Origin of the sequence: Micromonospora sp. NPDC005299 (genome assembly GCF_042872345.1) — a bacterium.
In the GTDB taxonomy this organism is placed as follows: domain Bacteria; phylum Actinomycetota; class Actinomycetes; order Mycobacteriales; family Micromonosporaceae; genus Micromonospora.
Genome location: NZ_JBIAKG010000003.1, coordinates 108,012 through 132,025, shown reverse-complemented (window position 1 = coordinate 132,025; position 24,014 = coordinate 108,012). Strand labels below are relative to the sequence as shown.

At 72.6% G+C, this 24,014-nt stretch carries 17 protein-coding genes; 9 read left to right on the top strand and 8 right to left on the bottom strand.

The features are described 5' to 3' along the window. The first annotated feature begins 198 nt into the window (after window positions 1-198). The gene (locus ACFYPD_RS09895) at window positions 199-516 is read left to right on the top strand and encodes a WXG100 family type VII secretion target (RefSeq protein WP_387110886.1); all 318 of its coding nucleotides are present in this window, start codon (window positions 199-201) and stop codon (window positions 514-516) included. Window positions 517-536: 20 nt separating this feature from the next. Beyond that, entirely contained in the window at window positions 537-830 is a 294-nt protein-coding gene (locus ACFYPD_RS09890) for a WXG100 family type VII secretion target (protein WP_357271852.1), read from the top strand. Window positions 831-908: 78 nt separating this feature from the next. On the opposite strand, the gene mycP is transcribed toward ACFYPD_RS09890, so the two are convergent. Next, window positions 909-2,114, bottom strand: a complete 1,206-nt coding sequence (gene mycP, locus ACFYPD_RS09885; protein WP_387110884.1) for a type VII secretion-associated serine protease mycosin — start codon at window positions 2,112-2,114, stop codon at window positions 909-911. Window positions 2,115-2,267: 153 nt separating this feature from the next. Between mycP and ACFYPD_RS09880 the strand changes: the two genes are divergently transcribed. Then, window positions 2,268-5,363, top strand: coding sequence for an SseB family protein (locus ACFYPD_RS09880; RefSeq protein ID WP_387110882.1), 3,096 nt, complete (start codon window positions 2,268-2,270; stop codon window positions 5,361-5,363). Continuing rightward, on the top strand, window positions 5,360-5,725 hold the full coding sequence (locus ACFYPD_RS09875) for a hypothetical protein (protein WP_387110881.1): 366 nt from the start codon (window positions 5,360-5,362) through the stop codon (window positions 5,723-5,725). The genes ACFYPD_RS09880 and ACFYPD_RS09875 overlap by 4 nt, the downstream gene beginning before the upstream one ends. Before the next feature lies 1 nt (window position 5,726). Here ACFYPD_RS09875 and ACFYPD_RS09870 read toward each other — a convergent pair whose 3' ends face one another. From ACFYPD_RS09870 to acs, 5 genes are all read right to left on the bottom strand, one after another. Then, window positions 5,727-6,659, bottom strand: a complete 933-nt coding sequence (locus tag ACFYPD_RS09870) for an alpha/beta fold hydrolase (protein ID WP_387110880.1) — start codon at window positions 6,657-6,659, stop codon at window positions 5,727-5,729. A 168-nt stretch (window positions 6,660-6,827) separates the two neighbouring features. After that, on the bottom strand, window positions 6,828-9,260 hold the full coding sequence (locus tag ACFYPD_RS09865; protein ID WP_387112317.1) for an immune inhibitor A domain-containing protein: 2,433 nt from the start codon (window positions 9,258-9,260) through the stop codon (window positions 6,828-6,830). Window positions 9,261-9,546: 286 nt separating this feature from the next. Then, window positions 9,547-11,832, bottom strand: a complete 2,286-nt coding sequence (locus ACFYPD_RS09860) for an immune inhibitor A domain-containing protein (protein ID WP_387110879.1) — start codon at window positions 11,830-11,832, stop codon at window positions 9,547-9,549. Window positions 11,833-12,224: 392 nt separating this feature from the next. Further along, window positions 12,225-15,017 (bottom strand): immune inhibitor A domain-containing protein, encoded by a 2,793-nt coding sequence (locus tag ACFYPD_RS09855; protein WP_387110877.1) that lies wholly within the window; start codon window positions 15,015-15,017, stop codon window positions 12,225-12,227. Between the two features lie 240 nt (window positions 15,018-15,257). Next, on the bottom strand, window positions 15,258-17,246 hold the full coding sequence (gene acs / locus ACFYPD_RS09850) for an acetate--CoA ligase (RefSeq protein ID WP_387110875.1): 1,989 nt from the start codon (window positions 17,244-17,246) through the stop codon (window positions 15,258-15,260). Window positions 17,247-17,513: 267 nt separating this feature from the next. Here acs and ACFYPD_RS09845 point away from each other — a divergent pair, with 267 nt between their 5' ends. Next, a complete protein-coding gene (locus ACFYPD_RS09845) occupies window positions 17,514-18,260 on the top strand; it encodes an oxidoreductase (protein WP_387110873.1) in 747 nt (248 codons plus the stop codon). 18 nt (window positions 18,261-18,278) lie between these two features. Here the strand turns inward: ACFYPD_RS09845 and ACFYPD_RS09840 are convergent, their stop codons facing one another. Next, window positions 18,279-19,085, bottom strand: a complete 807-nt coding sequence (locus tag ACFYPD_RS09840; protein WP_387110871.1) for an HAD family hydrolase — start codon at window positions 19,083-19,085, stop codon at window positions 18,279-18,281. A gap of 358 nt (window positions 19,086-19,443) precedes the next feature. Beyond that, window positions 19,444-19,842, bottom strand: a complete 399-nt coding sequence (locus ACFYPD_RS09835; RefSeq protein WP_387110869.1) for a DUF6518 family protein — start codon at window positions 19,840-19,842, stop codon at window positions 19,444-19,446. Between ACFYPD_RS09835 and ACFYPD_RS09830 the strand changes: the two genes are divergently transcribed. From ACFYPD_RS09830 to ACFYPD_RS09815, 4 genes are all read left to right on the top strand, one after another. After that, window positions 19,841-20,461, top strand: coding sequence for an RNA polymerase sigma factor (locus ACFYPD_RS09830; protein ID WP_387110867.1), 621 nt, complete (start codon window positions 19,841-19,843; stop codon window positions 20,459-20,461). The genes ACFYPD_RS09835 and ACFYPD_RS09830 overlap by 2 nt on opposite strands. Further along, a complete protein-coding gene (locus ACFYPD_RS09825; protein WP_387110865.1) occupies window positions 20,458-21,435 on the top strand; it encodes a CU044_5270 family protein in 978 nt (325 codons plus the stop codon). The genes ACFYPD_RS09830 and ACFYPD_RS09825 overlap by 4 nt, the downstream gene beginning before the upstream one ends. 263 nt (window positions 21,436-21,698) lie before the next feature. Further along, window positions 21,699-22,802, top strand: coding sequence for a septum site-determining protein Ssd (gene ssd, locus ACFYPD_RS09820; protein WP_387110863.1), 1,104 nt, complete (start codon window positions 21,699-21,701; stop codon window positions 22,800-22,802). Continuing rightward, window positions 22,799-24,010, top strand: coding sequence for a TadA family conjugal transfer-associated ATPase (locus ACFYPD_RS09815; RefSeq protein WP_387110861.1), 1,212 nt, complete (start codon window positions 22,799-22,801; stop codon window positions 24,008-24,010). The genes ssd and ACFYPD_RS09815 overlap by 4 nt, the downstream gene beginning before the upstream one ends. The last annotated feature ends 4 nt before the right edge of the window (window positions 24,011-24,014 follow it).

The following is a 24,014-nucleotide window of genomic DNA, read 5'->3' as shown; positions in this document are numbered from 1 at the left end:
CGTCGTCCACAGGGGTGCCCGCGGGGGTAGCACAACCGGAGTGGGCCGGCGACCGTCAGCGCCGTGTTCCGTCGCGCGCCCCCGCCGGCCCCCTCCCCCCCCCCCCCCCCCCCCCCTTCTCCGGCGGCGCGCTCCGGCGAGTCCACGGTGGTCGCTCCAGCGGCCAGCCACGACCGAGGAGACGAGGTGACGTCCGGGGTGTCCCAGACTCAGGCGCAAGCCGCGGTGATGCAGCAGACCGCCGCGAAGTTCGAGCAGGTCGACCAGTCGTTGCAAACCATGCTCAGCGGCCTGATGGCCGAGCTGGAGGTGTTGCAGCAGGCCTGGCGGGGCGCCGGCGGGCGCTCCTTCGAGCAGGTCAAGCAGCAGTGGGCGCAGGACCAGGCGGCCCTGCAGCGGGCGCTGCGGGAGACCGCGACGGCCGTCCGCACCGCCGGCCGGCAGTACGACGTGTCCGACACCGAGGCCGCCGGCCGGGTGGCGGGCACCAACCGCGGCATCCAGCTACCCCTCTGACGCACGGGAAGGACCGATCGATGGACCACGGTGTGCTGGTCGTCAACTTCGCCGCTCTGCAACAGGCCGGCGCCGACATCCAGAGGGCGTTGACCACCCTCGAGAGCCAGCTCGGGCAGCTCGAACGCGACGCCGCCCCGCTGGTGGCGAGCTGGTCCGGCGAGGCGCGCGAGGCGTACGAGCAGCGGCAGGCCCGCTGGCGGGCCGCCTCGCAGGACCTCCAGGCCATGCTGCGCGACATCAAGCTGGCCGTGGAGGACTCCGCGGCCGACTACCTCGACACCGAGAAGCGCAACGTCAACCTGTTCCAATGACCGTCATGGGCGGCACGGGCGCTGTCGCCCGTGCCGCCCCGTCGCTTCCCTGCGCCTGAGCGCGTGCGGCGGTGCGGGTCAGGCCGGGTCGGCCGGGTGCCAGCGGCGGCGCGCCCCTCGGGGCAGCACCACGGCGAGCAGCAGCACCGCCACGGCCGCGGCAGCGGTCGCGCCGGCCAGCAGCAGCGCCCGGTCCCGGGCCGTCGTGCGGCGGGCCTGCCGGGCCAGCTCCGCCTCGTCCGGTCGGTCGACCGGCAGCGCGCCCGCGGCCCGCGGGCGAGCGGCGGCGACGACCGGCGACTCGGTCACCGCACGGTAGGGGTTCAGCACCCCGGCGCCGTAGCCGTCCCCCCGTCCGGGGGCAGGGTCGGCGCTGGCCACGATCCGCCGGGTGATCTCCGCCGCGCCCAGCTCGGGGTGATACTGCCGGAGCAGCGCCGCGGTGCCGGCCACGAAGGGCGCCGCGTAGCTCGTCCCCTCCGCCCGGCGGTGGCCCCCCTGAGGTGCCGCCATCAGCACGTCGCTGCCCGGGGCGACCAGGTCGACGTACTGGCCGGTCTGGGAGAAGGCGGCGCGGGTGCCGTCCGCCCCGATCGCACCCACCCCGAGCACCCCGTCGTACGCGGCCGGGTACGGCCGGGGGTCGCCGCTGTCGTGCAGGTTGCCGGCGGCGGCCACCACCACGACGTCCCGCCGCACCGCGTACGCGACCGCGGCGCGGACAGCGGGGTTGTCCGCGTACAGCACGACGGAGAGGTTGACCACGTCGGCGTCGTGGTCCACCGCCCAGCGGATGGCCCGGGCGAAGTCCGCCGCGCCGACCGTACGCCCCGACTCCCGCCCGTCGACCACCTGCTGCTCGCTGACGCGTACGGGCAGGATCCGGGCGCCCGGGGCGAGCCCGCGGAAGGCCACGCCCGGCTGGGGCACGGCGGCGACGAGGCTCGCCACACCGGTGCCGTGCCCGGCGCAGTCGCGGGTGCCGTCGCCGCCCGGGTCGAGGAAGTCGGCGCCGTCGAGGACCCGTCCGGCGAGCTGCGGGTGGGACCGGTCCACCCCCGAGTCGACCACCGCGACCACCACCCCGGCGCCGGTGGCGAGCGGGGTGAGCCGGTCCGGCGCGTACCGTTGCTGGGGCCACGGCTGCGCCGCGACGGGGCGGGCCGGCGCAGGCGGTGCGGCGCAGGCCGAGGGCGCGCGGGCCGAGGCCGGGGCGGCCGGTAACCCGGCGACGAGGAGGGTCGCCAGGACGGCCAGGGCCGGGCGCGCGGTGGGCCGGGACATCGACCGCCTCCGTATCGTGTCGACTCCGGAACGCGATGTTAGCGCCTCGCCGACGACCCGGCGGACCGTCGACAACCAGGCATTTGTGATCTTGTTACCACCTTGTAGGTTGTAGGCGATGCCTGTGGCCTGTTCGCGGAAGGAGAGGTGGCCGTGACCGGATGGGAGCCGGCCACCGAGGCCGAGGTGGCGATGCGCGATGCGCTGCGCGCGCAGGACCAGCAGCTCTACTTCCGCATCCTGACCCGCCTCGAGCTGCACCTGCCGGTCGCCGCGGAGACGCTCCCCGGGCAGAGCCCGGCGGGCTGGGGCACCTGGACCACCGGTGGCCGGACGCACGTGCTGGCCTTCACCTCCGGCACCGCGCTGCGCGCCAGCCTGGGAGAGAACGCCGGCACCACCCGCCGCGTCCCTTACGCCGAGCTGGCCGCGGACTGGCCCAACCACGAGTGGTGGCTGGCGGTCAATCCCGGGCTGCCGATCGAGGGCTACCTGCCGGCCTGGTTCGTCGCGCAACTCGCCCGGGGTGACGTCCGGCTGCCGGGCCGGACCATGGGTGCCCGGGCCCGCCTGGAGCGGGTGGAGAGCGCCACCCGGGCCGCCCGCGGTGGTGGCCCGTCCGCGCCCGGTCGGGACGTCCCGCCGCCGCCGGTGCCCGGAGGCCGGGTCCCGCCCGACCCCGTCCGGGCTGGACGCGGTCCGGCCGTCCCCGAGCCGTCGACCGTCCCGATCCCGACCGTCCCCGCCCCGAGCACCCGGGCCGCCGTCCCGGACCCGTCCGCCCCGCCGCCCACCCTCCGCCCCGACCCGGCGAACGGCCGGCCAACCCGCCCGCTCGGCCGCCGTACGCCCGACGACGCGCGGCCCGCGGACCCGGCCGGCCCGGACCCGGGCGTGGACAACCTCGCCGGCTGGCTCACCGACCTGCGTCGGCGTCCCGACGAGTCGGATCCGTTCGCCGACGCCGGCCGCTCCGGACGGGCCAACGGCCGGTCGGCCGAGCCCGCGCCGCCGCCCGCCCGGTCCTTCTTCGAGCCCACCTCGGGCCGCCCGGCCCGGCGGCCCTCGCCGCTGGACGCGCCGCGCCGCGGCGGGGACCGGGCGGTGCCGCCCTCCCGGTTCGCCGGCGGCGGCCAGCCGTTCCCGCGCCGGCGGCCCCTGACCGAGCCCGTGCCGGAGGACCCGACGCAGGCGTTCCGGGTGGACTCCGCCGAACCGACCCCGGCGAATCGACCGGCGGAACCGACCCGGCCGTTCCGCCCCGCCGCCCCGCCCGCGGAGACCACCCAGGCGCTGCCCCGCCGACGCACCGGCACCGGTGACGACCCGGGCCAGGACGAGCAAACCCAGCCGATCCCCGGCCCGGGCGACCCCGCCGAGGCCGAGGAGCTTCCCCCGTCCATCGCCGAACCGGTGTCCAGCCCGCCCGCGCCGCGTCGGGGCTTCACCCCGATCGTCATCGAGGGCACCGTCATCGAGTCCCGCGACCTGACCGAGCCGGCGCCGCGCTCCACCGCCGGTGCGCCGCCCGAGTCGTTCGGGGTGCCTCCGGTGCCCGCCGCCGCGCCCGCGATGGCGACGGCGCCGGCCGCCTCAGGGGCCGACGGCGACCCGACGGCGCCCTGGGCCGGCCCCACCGACCCCACCCTGCCGCTGACCGTCGACCCGCCCACCTCGCCTGCCCCCAACCGGGTCGCGTTCGCCGAGCCCTCCGACCTGGGGGAGCGGCCCTTCGCCACGCCGGGCGAGCCGACCGTGCCGATGTTCGGCCCGTCCGCCCCGGCGGGGCCGGGACCGGCAGACGAGCCGCGCCCGTCACTGTTCACGCCCGCCGGCCCGGGCGAGCACACCGGCGCGCCGGCGGTCCCGCCCGCGGAGGCGCGGACGGCACCGCTGGCGGAGCCGCCGATCGCCCCGGCGGTGCCGTCGCCCGATCGGGTTACGCCGGCGGACGAGGCGACCACCTCGCTGTTCGCGCCAACCTCCCCGCCGCCCGAGCCGACCACGTCGCTGTTCGCACCGACCTCACCGGCGCCCGAGCCCACCACCACGCTGTTCCCATCGGCCGAGGCGACCACCTCGCTGTTCCCGCAGGCCGAGCCGACCAGCTCGCTGTTCGAGCCGACCGCGCCGGCCGCCACCGCGGACGAGCCGGGCACGTCGGTGTACGCGCCGACCACCGCGGACGAGTCGGCCACGTCGGTGTTCGCGCCGACCGCCGCCGCCGGGCCCGTGCCGCCTGAGAAGCCGACGTCCGCCGGCAGCACCCCGGAAGCCGACTTCGTGCCGGCGAACGAGGTGGAGGAGGAGTTGCTGGCCGCAGCCAGCAGCGGCAGCACGGACGGTTTCCTCACCACCCTGCTGCTGGCCCGGGTGCTGCTGCCGGTCGCAGCCGACTCGGCGGCGGGCAGCCGTCCGGGGGACGCCGGCTTCGTCTGGCGTACGGAGCAGATCGACGGCGGGACCTACGTGGTCGTCCACACCTCGCCCGAGCGCCTGGCGGACCGGGCCGGCGGCCCGGTCGAGACGGTACGGGTCAAGTTCGTCCAGCTCATCCGCCGCTGGCCGGACGTGAGCTGGTCGTTCGCCGTGAACCCGGGCACACCCGTCGGGGCGACGTACCCGGGCGAGCAGGTTCTCGCGCTCGCCAACTGGGCCGCCGAGGTGGGGCTGGGCGACGATCCCGAGACCGAGCCGGAGCCGGCCGTCGCCGCACCGGAGCCGGCGACCGAACCCCGGCCCGCCCCGCCGCCGGTGGACCCGACCCGCCCGGTGACCATGCAGAAGGCGATCGCACCGAGCCAGCTCGCCTACTACCTGGAGCGGGGCTACGACCGGGTCTCCGGCTTCGTGCACCGGGCCAGCGAGCTGGCCCACCTCGGCACCCCCGCCGAGCTGTACGACGCGCTCGGGCTCGGCCACGCCGGCTCGCCGTTCTCCCGGGACGCCGAGGAGATCTACGTGCTGCGCTGGCCGGCCTACCGGCCGAGCCTCTACCGCATCCCGTACGGCGGGCAGAACGAGGCCGCGATGCGGGCGATGGAGGGCTGGGTGCTCGAGCGGCCCCCGTTCCGCGGCAACGGCTTCGCCCCGGGGGAGAGCAGCGACGTGGTCGCCGAGTTCAAGGTGGACAGTGCCCGGCTGCCGCACGGTGCCGAGCTGTGGCGGATCGGCGCGGACCGCAGCGAGCGGGTGGTCGCCGTGCTGGACACCGACGAGCTGTTGTGGCGCCGGGCGGGTGACGCGTGACCCGCGACGGCTATGTGGCCCGCTGGCGGGGCCGGGAATACCAGGCCAGCCCGGACGGCGGCGACGTCCGCCTGTACCAGCCGGAACCGGGCGAGGGCTTCACCGAGGTACGCCCCGGCCGGCACGTCCGGGTGGTGCCGGTCGCCGAGGTCGAGGACCTGGCGTACGTGCGGACCACCTGCACCTGGCAGGGGCAGCCGTTCATCGTGCTGGCCGAGCACGACGGCTGGCTGCGGGTGGAGTACACCGGCGGCCGCTGGCCGGTGGCCCAGGGGATGGGGCTGGAGGCCTTCGACTTCGGCGTCTACCAGGGCTGGGCGCCCGCGAACGAGGTGACCGACCTGCGCGAGCAGCGGGTCTGAGTCAGGACTTCGTCCAGCGCAGGATCTCGCCGAGCACCAGGTCCCGGGCCTCCACGTGCGGGAAGTGGCCCACGCCGTCGAGCAGCCGCCACTCGTAGGGGGCGGTCACGTAGCGGCCGGAGCCCTGGGCGGTGCGGGGCAGCGAGGCCCGGTCGAGCGCGCCGTGCAGCTGCAGGGTCGGGGTGACCAGCGGCTTCTGCATCAGCCGGACGAACCGGTAGCCGTGCAGCCGCAGCACCGACCGGAACGCCCAGCGGTAGCCCTCCATCGCGCAGAACGCCGCCTGCGGGATCTGCATGGCCACCCGGCAGCACCGGGCGTACGCGTCGAAGTCGGGCCCGTTCACCCAGCGCGGCCCGCCCCAGCGGCGCAGCATCGCCTCCACCTCGGCGGCGTCGTCGCGGGTCAGCACGTGCTCGTAGCGGGGGAGCTGGAACTTCAGCGTGGGGGTGGACGCGGTGAACTGGCCGCGCGGGTCGGCGAAGATGGCGGCCCGCAGCCGCAGCGGGTGCGGCGCGCCGAGCACCACGAGTCGCCGGACCAGGGTGGGGTGGAACGACGCGGCGGTCCAGGCGATGAGGCCGCCCGCACCGCTGCCCACCAGGGTGGCCGACCGCTCGCCGAGGGCCCGGATCAGCCCCGCCACGTCGGCGGCGAGGGTGTAGCCGTCGTACCCCCGGGGTGGCTTGTCGCTCGCGCCGTAGCCCCGCAGGTCGACCGCGACCGCGCGGAAGCCGGCGTCGGCGACGGCCGGCAGCATCTCGTGCCAGGCGTACCAGTATTCGGGGAAGCCGTGCAGGAAGAGCACCATGGGGCCGGTGCCGGCCTCGACGACGTGGAAGCGGCTGCCGTTCGCGCCGACGAACCGGTGCGTCCACGGCCCCTCGGGGAGCACGCAGGACTCGTCGGCGGGTCCGCCACGCTGGTCGGTCATGGGGCACAGCCTAGGGCCGGCATCGCGCGGGCGACCCCGCAGGTGCGCAGGATCAGGGGATTTTCCGGGGCATCGCCGGACGGCCCGCGGCCGCCCGGGTGCCGGAAAGGGCGATGCCCGGGCAGGTGACCTGCCCGGGCATCGCGGGGTGTAGCGGTGATCAGCGGCTCAGGAGAAGCGGACCTTCAGCGAGGTGCCGTTCTGCTGCAGAACCTTGACCTTGACACCGGCGCCCGGGAGCTTGACGCCGTGGTTCGGCAGCTCCGGGTACCAGTACTGCTTGGTGTCGTCGAACAGCGGCTGCGCGGCCTGGCCACGGACGTACTGCGGCTGGCTGTTGATGTGCAGCGTGAACGAGTCCGCCTTCTTGAGGCTGAACGGCGCGTCGTAGACCTGGACGCGGGCCCGCCACGGGGCGCCGGTCAGGTTGTAGATCGGCCGCGGGTGCGCGTCGATGATCAGGTTACGGCCCTCGCCCGGGTGCTCGAAGGTGTCGTTGTCCGCGTACCGGAGGTTCCAGTACGAGATCAGCAGACCCTCCTGGTACGCGTAGTGGTCCACCCAGTCCGGGCGGGTGTTCGCGTAGCCGAAGTAGTACGGGCCGGTCTTCAGGTACTTGTCGTACGAGACGTACGACCGGTTGCCGGCGATGTAGTAGTTGTCGAAGAGCCGGGTGTAGCTCTCCCCGGTGATGCTCCAGCCGTCGAGCGCCCAGTCCCCGGCACCGTTCTCGGCGCCGTCGCTGAGCAGGGTCTGGCTGTCGGCGGTCACGGTGATCGCGTCACCGAAGAAGCCGCCCACAGAGAGGCCACCGTCGGTGATGTAGTGGAACCGGAACTGCACGACCTTGCCGGCCGCCGCGTTCAGCGGGATGTTGATGTCCACCCACTTGCCCGCGCTGCTGCCGGTGAGACCCGGCGTCGGGTCGTTCTGGGACACCGGCGGGATCGGCTTGCCGTCGACCGTGCCGGGCAGCGCGGCCCAGGTCTTGCCGCCGTCCAGCGACGCCTCGAAGAAGAGGTAGTCGAAGCCGCTCTCGATGTTGAAGCGGCCCTTCATGGCCAGCGACGCCGAGGTCTTCCCGGTGAGGTCGATCGTCCTGGTCATGGTGTTGTCCAGGTCGTCGTCGTTACCGGAGAAGTACTGCTTGGTGCCCTCGAACGGAGCGCCGTACTGGAAGGTGTATTCCCGCTGCGGCAGCACCACGACCGCGGCCTGCGCCTTCTTGGAGTTGTACTCCTGCGGGCCCAGGTCCAGGTCGCGCTTCTGCCCGGCCTTGACCACCTCGTAGTCGAGCCAGCCGAGCTGGAGCTTGTTCCAGGCGCCGAGGTCGCCACCACGCTCGCCGATGCCCGCGTCGTTCTTGCCGCTGAGCCGGCTCTGGGCCATCAGGGTCCAGTGCTCGTTGTTGTTGTCCCCACCCCTGATGACGTTGTAGTCGTCCGGCAGGCCGAGGTCGTGGCCGTACTCGTGGTAGAAGACGCTGCGGCCACCGTTCTCCGGCTGGATCGTGTAGTCGCGGATCCAGACGCCGGTGTCGCCGATCTGGGTGCCGCCGATCGGGAAGTTCTCCGGACCGACCCGGGACGTGTTGTACGCCGACCAGCGGTGGCTCCAGATGGCATCCTCACCCTGGTGCGGGTCACCGTCGGCCTGGTCGCCGCCGGAGTGGACGATCTGGAAGTGGTCGATGTAGCCGTCCGGCTCGTTGAAGTTGCCGTCGCCGTCGTAGTCGAACCGGTCCCACTGGTCGAACGACTGCATGTCGGCCTTGATCTGGGCGTCGGTGCGGCCCTTGGCCTTCTGGTCGGCGACCCACTGGTTGGCGGCGTCGCGGATCAGGTCCCAGGTGTTCTGGCAGACGTTGCTGTCGCAGACGGCCGGGTCGTTGGCCGGGTTTTCCACGTCGTCGTCCGCCACCGGGTCGTCCGAGCGGCCGTAGCGGGCGGCGTTGTACTTGACCTTCACCCAGTCGGTGACCTGGCCGTCGACCGTGTAGCGGCCGGACGACTGGGCCTCGTAGTACTGCTTGAGCGACTCGTCGCCCGGGTTGGTCCCGAAGTACAGCTGACGGAAGTGCTCCGGGCTGTAGTTGGGCTGCCAGACGGTGGAGTTGTCCACGGCCCGGTTGGGCGCCGGGATCTCGTTGTGCCGCGGACCGTCGAAGCGCGTCGGGCCCGGGATATCCGGATTCTCATCCTTGTCCGGGTAGGCCGGGTCGCGCTCGTCGCCGAACTCGGCGAGGATCACGAAGATCTTGTCGGTCCGCTCCCGGGCGAGCTCGACGTACTGGTCCTTCTTGCCCGCCTTGGCGGTCCGGGCGCCGGCCGCCGCCGCCGCGCCGCCGCCGGCGGTCTCGCCGACCTTGACGACGGTGCTGCCGTTGATCTTCTGGGCCTTGGCCCGGCCGGACAGGACCTCGCTGAGGCCCTCCTGGCGGAGTGCCCGCCGCTTGTCCTCGAGCTTGTCCGGCAGATCGTGAGGGGCCTGCGGCTCGGCGGCCGCCGGAGCGGCAGTCGGCAGCTTCGGCGTCGGCGCGGCGCTGGCGGCCGTGCCGGCCACCAATCCCGTCGCCGTCAGCGAAAGCCCGAGCAGACCCACTGCGACTTTGCGCACGTGGTACCTCCGGTGTGAGGGAACCGGCCCAACGGGGGTAGGGGCCGGTGGAAGGTCCCCACAAGTGGGACCACTGGTGAAGATAAACATTCCCGTGACGCGTGGGAAGACAGGCGCGTCAATTTGTAGCAACTTTTTGTTGGGAAGGCTCCTCAGCGTCACATCAGAATCGGTCGATCGGCTCTTATGAGCTGGGGCGAAAGGCTTCGGGGTACGCGAAAGGGGCCGCCGGCGTCGCCGCCGACGGCCCCTCCCGTGTGGTGCTACCCGATCAGTTGCTGACCTTGACGACCATGTCGCTGGTCGGGGTGGTGCCCTGCTTCAGGATCTCGATCTTGGTGCCGGTGCCGGCGACCTTCACCGAGTTCCAGGGGTTGTTGCTGTTCCAGTACTTGTTGACCCCGCTGTCGGTGAACACCGGCGTCGGGTCGAGCTGCGGAACAGTTACCGCCACGTCGTTCTTGTGGAAGGTCTGCGCCGGCTTGGCGTACCGGCTGAACGTGGCGTCGTAGCCGTTACGCCGATTGGTGATGTTGCCCTGGTTGCCGACCTGGATCTTGCCCGGCCGAACGTCGACCGGCAGGTTCAAACCGTAGCCCGGGTGCTGCGACGTGTTGTTGTCGCCGTACGCGTAGTTCACGTACCAGACCAGCATGCCCGGCTGGACGGAGAACCGCTCCACCCAGTTCGGACGGCTGGCGAACCCATAGTTGTAGCCACCGGTCCGCAGCGTGTCGTCGTAACCGAAGTAGGTCCGGTTCTCGGCGATGTAGAAGCGGGGGTAGGAGTCGGTCACCGAGCCGCCCATCCGGGTCCAGCCCTTGGCGGTCCACTCCGCGGCCAGGGTCTCCGCGTCGTCGGTCCAGGCGACCGTGCCGTTCTTGGTCAGCGAGACGTTGTCCAGGAACGGGCCGGCCAGGTGCACGCCGCCGTCGCTGGCGTAGCGGTAGCGGAACGTCACGCTCTTGCCGGCGTACGCCGACAGGTCGTAGGTCAGGTCGACCCAGTTGCCGCTGGTGGAGCCGTCGACACCGGTCTCACCGGCGTCGATCAGCGAGTTGGACAGGGCGGCCCACGTGGCGCCGCCGTCGGTCGACACCTCGGCGTAGAGGTAGTCGTAGTCCTCCTCGATGTCCCACTGGGCCTTCGCGGTGATCGACGCGGACGTCGCGCCGGTCAGGTCCAGGGTGCGGGTCAGCGAGGAGTTCAGGTCGTCCGCGCTGCCACCCCACCACTCGTACGACCCGCCGAACGGCGTGTTGTAGTTCGTGGTCTGGGTCTGCGCGGGCAGGTTCACCACGACCGCCTGGGCCTTCGGCCCGTCGCTGTCGCCCGCCGGGCCGAGGGTCACCTGGGTGGTGCCCGAGCCGTAGTCGACGGTCGAGTGGTTCAGCCAGCCGAGGAAGAGCTTCGACCACGGGTCCATGTAGCCCGGGGTCGTACCGATGTCGTCGGTGCCGTGGCTCAGCCACGAACCCGAGGACATCAGGCTCCAGAAGCCGACGCCGTTGTCGCCACCCGCGGTGTCGTACAGGTCCGGCAGACCGAGGTCGTGACCGTACTCGTGGGCGAAGACGCCGAGGCCGCCGTTCTCCGGCTCCGTGGTGTAGTCACGGATCCAGAGCCCGGTGTCGCCGATCTGGACACCACCGGCCAGGTTGCCGGTGGGGCCGGCCTTGCCCTCGAGGTTGGGGAACGCCGCCCAGCGGTGCGACCAGATGGCGTCCTCGCCCTCGGCGCCGCCGCCGGCCTCCTCGCCCTCACCGGCGTGCACCGCCTGGAAGTGGTCGATGTAGCCGTCGGGCTCGTTGAAGTTCCCGTCGCCGTCGAAGTCGTAGCGGTCCCAGACGTCGAACTGCTTCAGGTAGTCCTTGATCTCCTGCGGCGTCTTGCCGGCCTTGGCCTGGGTGTCATACCAGGACGTGGCGGTGTCCTTGATGAAGTTCCAGTAGCCGTCGGCCTCGGAGATCTTGTTGCTGCCGTACCGCGCCTCGTTGAACGGGACGGTGATCCAGTCGCTGACGTCGCCGCCAACGGTGTACCGGCCACCCGACTGCTTCAGGTAGAAGTCCCGGAACGACTCGCCCTCACCGTAGAACATGTCCATGTAGTGCTCGCGGTGGAAGTCGGAGCGCCACATGGTGCTGTTGTCGTCGGTGGAGCTGCCGTCCCAGTTGCGGTCCGGCTCAGGGATCTGGTTGACCACCGGGCCGGCAGCTCCACCGGTACGGGGGTCGGTCTTGTCGCCGAAGTTGACCAGCATCGTGAAGATCGGGTCGGTCTTCGGGGCCTGCTGGTACTCGACGAACAGGTCGTCCTTGACCTGGATGACCTTCGAGCCGTTGCGCGTCTGAAGCTTGGCCTTGCCCGTCAGCAGGTTGGAGATCGCCTGCTTCTTGACTTCCCGCTGCTGATCCGACTTCGGATCCGCGAGGTTGTCCTTGCCGTGCTTCGCCTTCTCGACGCCGGGGGTGGGCTCCGCAGCCGGGGCGGCGGACGCCGGCGTCGTGACGACACCGGCTGCCAGCAGCGCGGCCGCGGCCGAGGCCAGGCCCACTGTGACTCGTCTCCTCAAAGGTCCTCCTCCTTTGTGGATCTGTTACATGACAGTGGCAGCCAAAGCCATCACTGTCATGTCATGCGTCACTCACAATGACAGGTGTTTGCATCGTTGTCACCGGTCAATCACCCGATCATTTCGCTCTTTTTCCCGGGCAAAACGGGGCGAAAGCCGCCGGCAATTGGGCGCCGGTTCACATGACGTTTCGATCCCGATCACCGAGCGTGGCGGCGATTATGAGGTCCCCAAAGGGGAGCGCAGCGGCACTGGAAAATGTCACACGACTGCAGCGGAAAACTGTCCGGGTGTAAGAAGGGCGGGGCCCGTCCGGAGCAGTGTGCTCCAGACGGGCCCCGCCGTGTGGTTCCGACGCGCCTCGGCGTGTCAGGTCACGGTTTCGGTGGGGTCACCCACACCATGGCGTACGCGTTGTCCCGGGCCGCCCACTTGATGGTGATCGAGACGCCGTACGCGACGCCCGCGTCACGCGGGTTGCCGGTGCCCAGCACGATGGCCCCGCCGCCGAGCGTCGAACCGTAGTAGTCCGTCGCCGGCGTGCCGTCCGGGTTGACCACCCGGGTCGTGTACTTCGCGTTGCCCTTGGACGGGATGACCACCGACGCGTCGTTGTCCCGGGCGTACGCGGAGCCGTCCCGGATCTCGATGCCCGGGTACCACCCCTTGGCGTCGGTGAATCCCTTGACCGGCGCCTGGGCGTGGAACTTCGTGCAGTACTCGCTGTACGGCTCGTCCGCCGCCTCCAGGCACTCCCGGAACGGGTACGTCGGCTTCAGGGTGAAGGCCGCGTTGGACGACTGCGGGCGGCTGGGCAGGTTGTCCAGCACCGACGGGTCCTTGACGGCCGCCTCGCCCTTGCGGCGCAGCGGGTCGTTGTGCGAGTCGACGATCAGCAGACCGCCCTTGGCCCCGTAGCTGGGCAGCGCGGTCATCTGCGCCGTGACGTGGTTGACGTCGCCCAGCTCCGTGTCCCGGTACCAGACCAGCATGCCCGGGGCGTTGTACGCGATCCGGTCGACCTTCCACGCCTCGTGCGAGTAGATCGTGTCGTACGCGTACTTCAGGCCCTTGTCGAAGCCGTCGAAGTTGCGCCACTCGGCCAGGTAGTAGTGCGACTTGACCTGGGTGCCCGAGTCGGTGTGCCAGCCCGCGCCGCTGGTGTCGGTGAAGGTGCCACCGGTCTGGGTCCAGCCGTTGGCGCCGCCCTCGACGTCGTCGCTCCAGGTGGTGGCGCCGCCGCCGGTGACCGAGAAGTCGTCGGCGAACCAGCCGCGCTCCTCGAACGCCTCGTCGGTGGCGTACCGCAGCCGGACCTGGACGGTCTGGCCGGCGTACGACGACAGGTCGACGTAGTCGTGCCGCCAACCGCCGGTGGTGCCGGTCAGGCCGTACTTCTTGTTGCCGAAGTCGACCATCCGCCCGTTCGGGTCGGCGTAGCCGTCGTCAGTGGTGACGAGCTTGCCGGTGTCGTCGTACACCTTCCGCTCGGTCCAGGTGGCGCCGCCGTCGGTGGACACCTCGACGAAGCCGTAGTCCCAGTCGGCCTCGATGACGTAGTTGTTCCACATCCAGAACTTCGCGTCCGCGGCGTTCGGGACGGTCACCGTCCGGCTCAGCTTGACGTCCGCCCAGCTCTGGTCGGCGCCCGAGTACCACATGTTGGCGCCGCTGTGCGGCTGCGCCAGCGTGATCACCTTGTCCGGCAGGTCGATCTTGATGCCGTCCTCGGTGCCGACCGGCGTCCGCGACGTCTGGCCGAGCTTGACCAGCCGCGAGCGGTCACCCGCGCTGACGGTCAGCGGGTCGGCCCAGCCGAGCACCCACTTGTCCCAGAGGCCCATGTGGGTCGGCAGCGCCTGGAAGATCTCGCCGGTGTGCGAGCCCGAGGCCATCAGGTCCCAGAAGTCGACGTCCGAGTCGGCGTTGCCGGAGGTGTCGTAGAGGTCCGGCAGACCAAGGTCGTGGCCGAACTCGTGGGCGAACACGCCGACGCCGGCGTCCTCCGGCTGCACGATGTAGTTCGACACCTTCAGGTTGGTGCCCGGGATCGTGTAGCCGCCGGCCACCGTCGAGGAGTGCGCCCAGACCGAGTAGACGCCCACGTCGCCGCCGCCGCGGGACTTGCCCTGGTTGGCGTGCACCAGCACCAGGTGGTCGACCACACCGTCCGGCTCGTTGACGTTGCCGTCGCCGTCGCGGTCGCTCTGGTCCTCGATGTCGTAGTCGGCCCACGGGAAGCTCGGGTCCGCGGCCGCCAGCGCGTCGATGGCGTCGGTGGCGAGCCGGCCCGCGCCCTGCGGGTTGTCCGGGTGGCCGTTCATCGACTGCTCGCGGCCGGCGACCCAGTTGCCGTTCTCGTCCTGGAAGCAGCGGGAGGCCGCGTACCAGCCCTCCGAGTGCGGCACCGTGATCCACGGGCTCGCCTGCCCGTCCACCGTGTACGCGCCCTTGGACATCTCCAGGTACATGTTGTGCATGGTCCGCCCGGCGAGGCTGATGCCCGGCTTGCCGTCCGGCCCCTTGAGGTCCTTCCGGACCCGCTCAGTGATGCCCTGCTTCGTGTAGAGCATCTTGTCGTAGTGGGCCGGTGAGAAGTCCGGCACCCACATCGAGTTGTTGTCCTTGTGCGGCAGCGTGGCCGGGTTGGGGATCGTGTTGTGCCGCGGCCCGTTCTGGACCGTGCCCGGCACGCAGGTCCGGTCCTCGAAGACGGTCCTGGGGACCATCACGTTCGTGAAGTCGTCGTTCGCCTTGTCGTTGAACTCGACGAGCAGGGTCAGCAGCTTCGCGGTCTGGGTGCTCTTGGCCTGCTTGATCCGGCGCGGGCTCTGGCCCGTCCGGATCGCCTTGGCCTCCACCCTGGCCAGTTCCCGCGCGGCGATGGGGTTGCCCCCGGCGTACTTGCGGTCGTAGGCCCGGGCCTCGTCCGCCGCCGCGGTGAAGACGCCGTCCCGACCCTTGACCTCCTTGCCGCCGGTGTCCGGCTGCACCTCGGGCTCGGCGTAGTTGATGTAGTGCTCGTCGGCTCCGATCGTGACCGGCGCGGGGCCGGACGTCTGGGCGGCCGCGCTGCCCGTCACGGTCAGCGACGTGGCGGCGAGGGCGATGGCGGGTAGCGCGACGAGTAGGCGTCGGCGCGACCCGGTGCGTGCGGATGTGTGCATGCCACTCCGTTCGTAGGGCATGGGGGCAGAGAGTCGGCCGGCCGGTCGTCGTAGTGACGTCCGTCTAACCCGTCCGATGCGGCTGAACCTAAATGAGAAGGGACCCTCACCGACAGGGGTGAACTGCCCCTCTGCCCGTTCAGCCCGCCGCCCCTCCACCGAACTTCCGACGCGTGGTGGGAAAACGACGATGGGTGACGGCCCGTCCGGACCGTCACCCACCTCGGGGTACGCCTGTCGTCAGTCCTCGTCGGACTTGCCGCCACCCATGCCGGAGGAGATCAGGTCCATCACCGAGGAGTCCTGGAGAGTGGTGACGTCGCCGAGCGACCGGTTCTCCGCGACGTCCCGCAGCAGCCGGCGCATGATCTTGCCGGAGCGGGTCTTCGGCAGCTCGGGCACGAGCATGATCTGCCGCGGCTTGGCGATCGGGCCGAGCGTCTTCGCCACATGGTTGCGCAGGTCGGCGATGAGCCGCTCGCCGGCCTCACCGGAGATGTCCGTGCTGCCGCGCGGGATGGCGAACGCCACGATCGCCTGGCCGGTGGTCGGGTCGGTCGCGCCGACCACCGCCGCCTCGGCCACCGACGGGTGGCTGACCAGCGCCGACTCCACCTCCGTGGTGGAGATGTTGTGGCCGGACACCAGCATCACGTCGTCGACCCGGCCGAGCAGCCAGATGTGCCCGTCGTCGTCCTTCTTCGCCCCGTCACCGGCGAAGTAGACCCAGTCGGCCCCGTGGTTGGCGCCGGCCCCGAAGCGCGACCAGTAGGTCTCGATGAAGCGGTTGTCGTCGCCCCAGATGGTGCGCAGCATCGACGGCCACGGCTCCCGGAGCACCAGGTAGCCGCCACCGCCGTTGGGCACCGACTGGCCCTGGTCGTCCACCACGTCGGCGGCGATGCCGGGCAGCGGGGTCATGGCCGAGCCGGGCTTGGCCTCGGTGACGCCCGGCAGCGGGGAGATCATGATCGCGCCGGTCTCGGTCTGCCACCAGGTGTCGACGATGGGCAGCTCGCCCCGGCCGATGTGCTGCCGGTACCAGATCCACGCCTCCGGGTTGATCGGCTCACCGACGCTGCCCAGCAGGCGCAGCGAGGAGAGGTCGTACCCGGCGGGGATGTCTTCGCCCCACTTCATCATGGTGCGGATCAGGGTCGGCGCGGTGTACAGGATGGTCACCTTGTACTTGTCGACGATCTCCCAGAACCGGCCCTTGTGCGGGGTGTCCGGGGTGCCCTCGTACATGACCTGGGTGGCGCCGTTGGAGAGCGGGCCGTAGACGATGTAGGAGTGCCCGGTGACCCAGCCGATGTCGGCGGTGCACCAGTAGACGTCGGTCTCCGGCTTGAGGTCGAAGACCGCGTGCGTGGTGTACGACGTCTGGGTGAGGTAGCCGCCGGTGGTGTGCAGGATGCCCTTCGGCCGGGCGGTGGTGCCGCTGGTGTAGAGGATGTACAGCGGGTGCTCGGCGTCGAACGGCTGCGCGGTGTGCTCCGGCGAGGCCGTCTCCACCGTCTCGTGCCACCAGTGGTCCTTCGCCGACCAGGCGACCTCCTCGCCGGTGCGGCGGACCACCAGCACGTGCTCCACCGACGGGCAGTTCGCCACCGCCTCGTCGACGGTCGGCTTGAGCGCGGAAGGCTTGCCCCGGCGGAAGCCGCCATCCGCGGTGATCACCACCTTGGCGCTGGCGTCCTGGATCCGGTTGGTCAGCGCGTCGGCCGAGAAACCGCCGAAGACCACGCTGTGCGTGGCGCCGATCCGCGCGCAGGCGAGCATCGCCACCGCGGCCTCGGGGATCATCGGCAGGTAGATCGCCACCCGGTCGCCGGCCGTGACGCCCAGCTCGGTCAGCGCGTTCGCCGCCTGGCAGGTCAGCTTGTGCAGGTCCGCGTAGGTGACGGTGCGGGTGTCACCCGGCTCGCCCACCCAGTGGATCGCCACCTTGTCGCCGCGGCCGGCCTCCACATGCCGGTCCAGGCAGTTGTACGCCACGTTGAGCTGACCGCCCACGAACCACTTCGCGAACGGCGCGTTCGACCAGTCCAGCACCTGGTCCCACTGCCGGGCCCAGTGCAGCCGCCCGGCCTGGCGCTCCCAGAAGGCGAGCTGGTCCTCGGCCGCCTCGCCGTATGCCTCCGCGGTCACGTTGGCGTTCGCGGCGAGCTCGGCCGGCGGCGGGAACTGGCGCGTCTCGTTCAGCAAGTTGGCCAATGCCTCGCTCATGCGGTGACTCCTTCATCGCGTGACCTGCGTCTCCTACCCGGGAGAGGTTAGTCCCGGCCCACCCCCCGCCGCGACCGCCCGCCCAACCGTCACGCGCCCAGTAGCCCTCCGCGCGCGCCGAGCTGTCAGGAAAGGGCCCCCTGTCAACGCCTCCGGTGGAGAAGGGTTCCCTTCGCACCGCTCGGCCGGCGGGCGGCGGGCGTGGTTCTGGTCGCGTTCGGGGCGGCTGGCGCTCCGGCGGGGTGCGGGGATCGCTAGCGTGGCGGGGTGACCACCGACCCGCTCGCCCCGCTGCTCGCGCTCGCCGACATCGCGCCCGCCGTCGAACGCGCCCGCGACCGGGTCGACCAGGCCCACCGGCACCGCGCGCTGCGGCGCCAGGGCGGCCAGGTCGCCGCCGAGGTCAGCCTCCGCTCGGCCGTGGCCAGCGCCGCGCTGGAGGGCCGGGTGCACGACCGCGAGGAGGTGCGCGCCGGCACGGTCACCGATCCGCTGCTCCAGGGCGCGCTGCGGGTGGCCGGGGCGCTGCCCGGACTGAGTGAACTCTGGCCGAAGGCGCCACGCCAGGCCCTCGCCCGGCTGCACGTGCTCGCGGCCCGCGACGTCGTCGCCGAGGCGGAGCTGGGCCGCCCGGTGGCCGACCCGGTGGTGGCGGCCCGCCTCGACGGGCTCGCCGGGCTGGTGGCCGGAGGCACGAAGGTGCCGCCGCTGGTGCTGGCCGCCGTGGTGCACGGCGAGCTGCTCAACCTGCGCCCGTTCGCCGGCCCGTCCGGGGTGGTGGCGCGCGCCGCCGCCCGGCTGGTGCTGATCTCCACCGGGTTCGACCCGCGGGGACTGGTCGCCGTCGACGTCGGCCACCGTGAGCGGGAGCCCGAGTACGTCGGCGCGGCCGGCGCCTTCGCCACCGGCACCCCCGACGGGCTGCGCTCCTGGCTGCGCCACTACATGGCCGCCGTGGAGGTCGGCGCGGAGCAGATCACGCTCATCGGCGACGAGATCCTCGCCGCGTCCTGATCTGTCGCGGTCGCGGGGTCAGGCGGTCGGGGTGGCGGCGCGGGTGCGGCGGTGCCGCCCGTACCAGGCGATGCCGATGGCGACGCCCACGCCCACACCGAGGGCCGCCGCGGCGACCGGCACGGCCGGGCGCTCCCGCAGGCGCCGGCCCAGCGGCACCGGGTGCCGGAACTCCAGCACCGGCCAGGAGTTCTCCACGGCCAGCTTGCGCAACGCCCGGTCCGGATTGACCACGGTCGGGTGGCCCACGCACTCCAGCAGCGGCCGGTCGCTGTACGAGTCGGAGTAGGCGTACGAATCGGCGAGGTCGTAGCCGCGGGCCAGGGCCAGTTCGCCGACGGCGTCGACCTTGCGAGGGCCGGCCGCGTAGAACTCGACCTCGCCGCTGTAGCGGCCGTCCGCCACCGCCATCCGGGTGGCGATCACGTCGGTCACCCCGAGCAGCTTGCCGATGGGGCGGACCATCTCCTCGCCGGAGGCGGAGACCAGCACCACGTCCCGCCCGGCGGCCTGGTGCTCCTCGATCAGGGCGGCGGCCTCGGCGTACACGTAGGGGTTGATCAGCTCGTGCAGCGTCTCCGCGACGATCTGGCGGACCTGTTCCACCGGCCAGCCCTTGCAGAGCGTGGCGAGGTAGTCCCGGGTGCGGGCCATGGTCTGCTCGTCGGTGCCGCCCAGCCGGAACATCAGCTGCGCGTACGCCGACTTGACCACGTCACGGCGAGTGATCAGCCCGTCCCGGTAGAACGGCCGACCGAACGCCAGTGCGCTCGACTTGGCGATGACGGTCTTGTCGAGATCGAAGAAAGCGGCACTTCGGCCCACGGCGCGAAAGTCTAGCCGGACGGGGCACGGTCATCGGGTCCCCGGGGCCTCCGGGAGCGGGCTGATCGGGGTGCGCCACTCCTCTGAGTGACGGCGGTCACACACTCGTACCACGAATTAGCGTTGCGTGGAGTGGACACCACTCGACGTATAAGGGTCCATTGCGGCATGCTTGTCCTCGCGACGAGAGTTCACGTCCCGTCGATTACGAAGGCTCTCGGCGGTTGCACCCCCCGTGACCGCTGAGTGGGTTCGGCTCGACCCCCCCGGAGCCGAACCTCACGACGACCCCCGTCTCCCCCCGACGGGGGTCGTCCCTTTCCGGCGTGATCCGGACCGGACATCGGCGAAGGGGCCACTAGCCGGCGGCCACCGCGAAGCCGAGGAAGATGACGACGGCGCCGGGCAACGCGAGCGCCCGCTGCCGGTTCGATCTGCCGACCAGCACGACGGCCAGGACGCCGAGCGTGACGTCGATGGCGACGTTCCACCCTGCGCCCAGTCGGTGACCGGGGTCGCCGGCGCGGCCGGCGAACCGTGCCGCTTCCTCGAAGAAGACGGCGGCCGGCAGTGCGGTCCCGAGGATCTGCCGCGCGCCGTCCCGGCGCGACCAGTCGCCGCCGACGCCGAAGACCACCCCGGGGAGAACACCGAAGGCGTGGCCGGGCTCCCGTCGCGAACACTCCCGCCGCCATCGGCGAAGTAGGGATGAGCCCTCGGCCGTGCAGGAGGGGTGTGGAACAGAAGGAGAATTCATGGGTGTGGTGACACGAGACGTGTGCACCGCCGCCGAGGAGACCGACGCGGAGATCATCCGCCGGATGCACGGGGATCCGGCGGTGTTCGACGGCATCTTCGACCGCTACTACCCGGCGATCCACGGCTATGCGACCCGGCGACTGGGCCGGAACCTGGCCGACGACGTGGCGGCGGAGACGTTCCTGGTCGCGTTCGACCACTGGCGGCGGTACGACACCACGCAACAGAGCGCCCGGCCCTGGTTGTTCGGCATCGCGTCCAACCTCATCGCGGGGCACCAGCGGGCCGAAGCGCGGCGGTACCGGGCGCTGGCCCGGGCGGAGCACACCACCACCGCCGACCGGGACAGCCACGACGGGCCGGCCGACCGGGTGGTCGTACGGCTGGACGCCCAGGCCGTGCGCGGACGGCTCGCGGCGGCGCTGGAGGAGATCGCGCCGGCCGACCGGGAGGTGGTGCTGCTGGTCGCCTGGGCGGACCTGACCTGCGAAGAGGTGGCCCGCGCGCTGGAGATCCCCGCCGGCACCGCCCGGTCGCGGCTGCACCGGGCGCGCAAGAGGTTACGGGCGGCGCTGGGTGGCGTCGACCCGACGGCAACCGGAGAGGATTCGGAGTGATCGACGACATCACCGCGCTGCGGGCGAGCTGGAGCGAGGTCGAGCCGCCCTCGCCGGAGGCCCAGGACCGGGCCCGGGCGGCGCTGCTGGCCCGGATCACCGAACGCGGGGCCACCGTGCCGAGCCGGCCGCAGCGGCACGGCCGACGCCTGCCGGGCTGGGCCTGGCGGTCCGGCCTCGCCGCTCTCGGGGCGGCCGCCCTGGTCGCCGGGGTGGTCGCGGTCGGCGGCCTCGGCCCGGCGACTCCGCCGGCACGTTCGACGCCGTACGTGGCGAGCGGGCCGGTCGCGCAGACCTTCGAACTGGCCGCCGTGCACGCCGAGACCGAACCGTTCACGCCACCGCGCCCCGGCCAGTGGACCTACGTCGAGCTGAGAATGGTCCGCGGCAAGATCGCCCAGGACAAGGGCCAGGCCACCCGCGAGACCACGCGGTCGTGGCAGCGGGCCGACGGCCGGCAGAGCGCCGTCATGGTCGACGGCAGGCTCGAAGTCACCACGGAGAGTTCAGACCTGCCGCAGGTCATGCCGCCGCAGGACTACCCGACGCTGGCCGGGCTGCCCACCGATCCGCGGGCGCTGCTCGGCTGGCTGCGCGCCCGGAGCCAGTCCGGCAAGGACGGCGACGCCGTCTCGTACCTTCTGATCGAGTCGATGCTGCGGGACAACGTGCTGCCGCCCGGCGTGAAGGCGACCCTGCTGCGGGCCCTGGCCCTGATCCCGGGTGTCACCCGGTCCACCGGGCCGGTCGACTTCGACGGCCGCCCGGCGGTCGCGATGGGGATGGTGCAGGACGGCTGGCGGCAGGAGGACATCCTGCTCGACCCGACCACCCACGAGTTCCTCGGCAGCCGGACCGTCGTGGTCGAGGACCACACGACCCCGGAGGGGGTCAGCCTGAAGAAGGGCGACGTCGAGGTCGAGCTGATCCGGGTTAGCGGGAAGATCGTGGACGCGCCGGGCCAGACCGGCTGACCCATCGGGTACGGGGACCAGGTTCCGCCCTGGTCGGTCGCCTGTCACCGCTCCGAGCCGGGTTGGTCTCGGGAGCGGTGGCAGGTGACCGGTCTGGCGGGACACCGCATACCGGACAGCGCCATAGCAGATCAATCCGGTGGCCGAGGTCTATCCACAGACGTCATGGCCGTCCACAGGGGAGGCGGAACCGGGCGAGGACTCGCCGCTTTCGGCGGCAGGCTGCTCCGCGGCACGTCCGAGTCCGACCGCTGGAGGCCGCCATGCCGCCCCGTACCCCGTTGCCGCCCTACCGTCGGCTGCCCCTGCTCGTCACCGCTGACGGCGACCTCCTCGACGAGCTGCTGCGGCTCGCCGCGGCGGGTGGCACCGAGGTCGAGCTGGCCGCCGACCCCGCCGCTGCCCGGGCCCGCTGGACGCCGGCGCCGCTGGTGCTGGTCGGCGCCGACCAGGCGCAGGCCTGCCTGCGGGCCCGCCTGCCACGCCGGCCCCGCACGGTGCTGGTCGGTCGCTCCGACCAGCTCGATCCGGGTACGCAGGTCGCCGAGCTGATCGGCGCCGAGCACGTCGCCACCCTGCCCGCGGCCGAGCCCTGGCTGGTCGACCGGTTCGCCGAATGCGCGGGCGAGCCGCCCGGCGGTAACCCGTCCCGGGTCGTGGCGGTGCTCGGCGGGCGGGGCGGCGCCGGAGCCAGCGTGCTGGCCGGGGGCCTCGCCGTCACCGCGGCGCGGGCCCGGCTGCGCACCCTCCTGGTGGACGCCGACCCGCTCGGCGGCGGCCTCGACCTCGTGCTCGGCTGGGAGCAGCTCGAGGGGCTGCGCTGGCCCGGGCTCACCGGCACCGACGGCCGGATGGACCCGCCGTCGCTGGTCCGGGCCCTGCCCAGCCGTGGCGACCTGGTGGTGCTCTCCTGGGACCGGGGCGCCCTGCGGCACCTGCCGGCCGAGGCGATGGCCGCCACCGTCGACGCCGCCCGCCGGGGCCGGGACATGGTCGTCCTCGACCTCCCTCGGCACCTGGACGACGCGGCCGTGGTCGCCCTCCAGGCGGCCGACCGGGCGCTCATCGTCGTACCGGCGGAGCTGCGGGCCACCGCCGCCGCGGCCCGGGTGGTCGCCCTGGCCGCTCCGCACTGCGCCGACCTGGCGGTGATCGTGCGGGGCCCCGCCCCGGGGCGGCTCAAGGCCGGCGAGGTGGCCCGCGCGCTCGGGTTGCCGCTCGCCGGCACGCTCCGGCCCGAGCCGGGGCTCTGCCGGGGGCTGGAACGCGGCGAGGCGCCGGCCGCCAGCGGGAAGGGCCCGCTCGCCGTGCTCTGCCAGCGACTCCTCGACGAGCTGACCGACGTGTCCGCAGCGGGTGCGGCGTGAGCGGCCCGGCCGATTCCGGGGACCTGGCCGTCCGCGTCCGGCACCGGTTCGCCGCCGAGGCCACCCCGGTCACGCCCGCGGCCATCGTCTCCGCCGTACGCGCCGAGCCGGACGCCGCCGTGCTCGGCGACACCGCCCTGCTCCGGATCGCCGACCGGGTTCACGACGACCTCGTCGGCGCCGGTCCACTCGCACCGCTGCTGGCCGACCCGCAGGTCACCGACGTGCTGGTGAACGGCACCCGGGTCTGGGTCGACCGGGGGCGAGGGCTGCAGCAGGTGGCCGTGCCGCTCGGCACGGTCGACGACGTACGCCGGCTGGCCCAGCGCCTCACCGCGGCAGCCGGGCGCCGGCTCGACGACGCCTCGCCGTACGCCGACGCCCGGCTGCCCGACGGCACCCGGCTGCACGCCGTGCTGCCACCGGTGGCGACCGACGGGCCCTACCTGTCGCTGCGCACCTTCCGGCAGCGGCCCTTCACCCTCGACGAACTGGTCCGGCAGGGCACCGTGCCCCGGCCGGTCGCCCCGCTGCTCGCCGCCGTGGTGGCCGCCCGCTTGGCGTACCTGGTGACCGGCGGCACCGGCTCCGGCAAGACCACCCTGCTCAACACGCTGCTCGGGCTGGTGCCGGGGACCGAGCGGATCGTGCTGGTCGAGGACGCCGCCGAGCTGCGGCCCGTGCATCCCCACGTGATCGGCCTCCAGGCGCGGACGTCGAACGTGGAGGGCGTCGGGGCGGTCGGGCTGAGTGACCTCGTCCGGCAGGCGCTGCGGATGCGGCCGGACCGGCTGGTGGTGGGCGAGTGCCGGGGCGCCGAGGTGGTCGACCTGCTCGCCGCGTTGAACACCGGCCACGACGGCGGGGCCGGCACGCTGCACGCCAACGCCCCGACGGACGTGCCGGCCCGGCTGGAGGCGCTCGGGATGCTCGGCGGCCTGCCCCGGGCCGCCCTGCACGCCCAGGTCGCCGCCGCGCTCCAGGTCCTCCTGCAGGTCCGGCGGACCACCGAGGGTCGGGTGCTGGAGTCGGTCGGCCTGCTCCTCCCCGAGGGACCCGAGCGGATGGTCACGGTGGTCCCCGCCTGGGTACGCGGGCGCGGGCTCGGTCTCGCCGCCCGACCGCTCGGCGCCCTGCTCCGCGAGCGGGGCGTGGCCGTGCCGCCGATCCTCTGCGCGGTGTGGCCCGGCTCGGCGGGTCCGTCGTGACCGG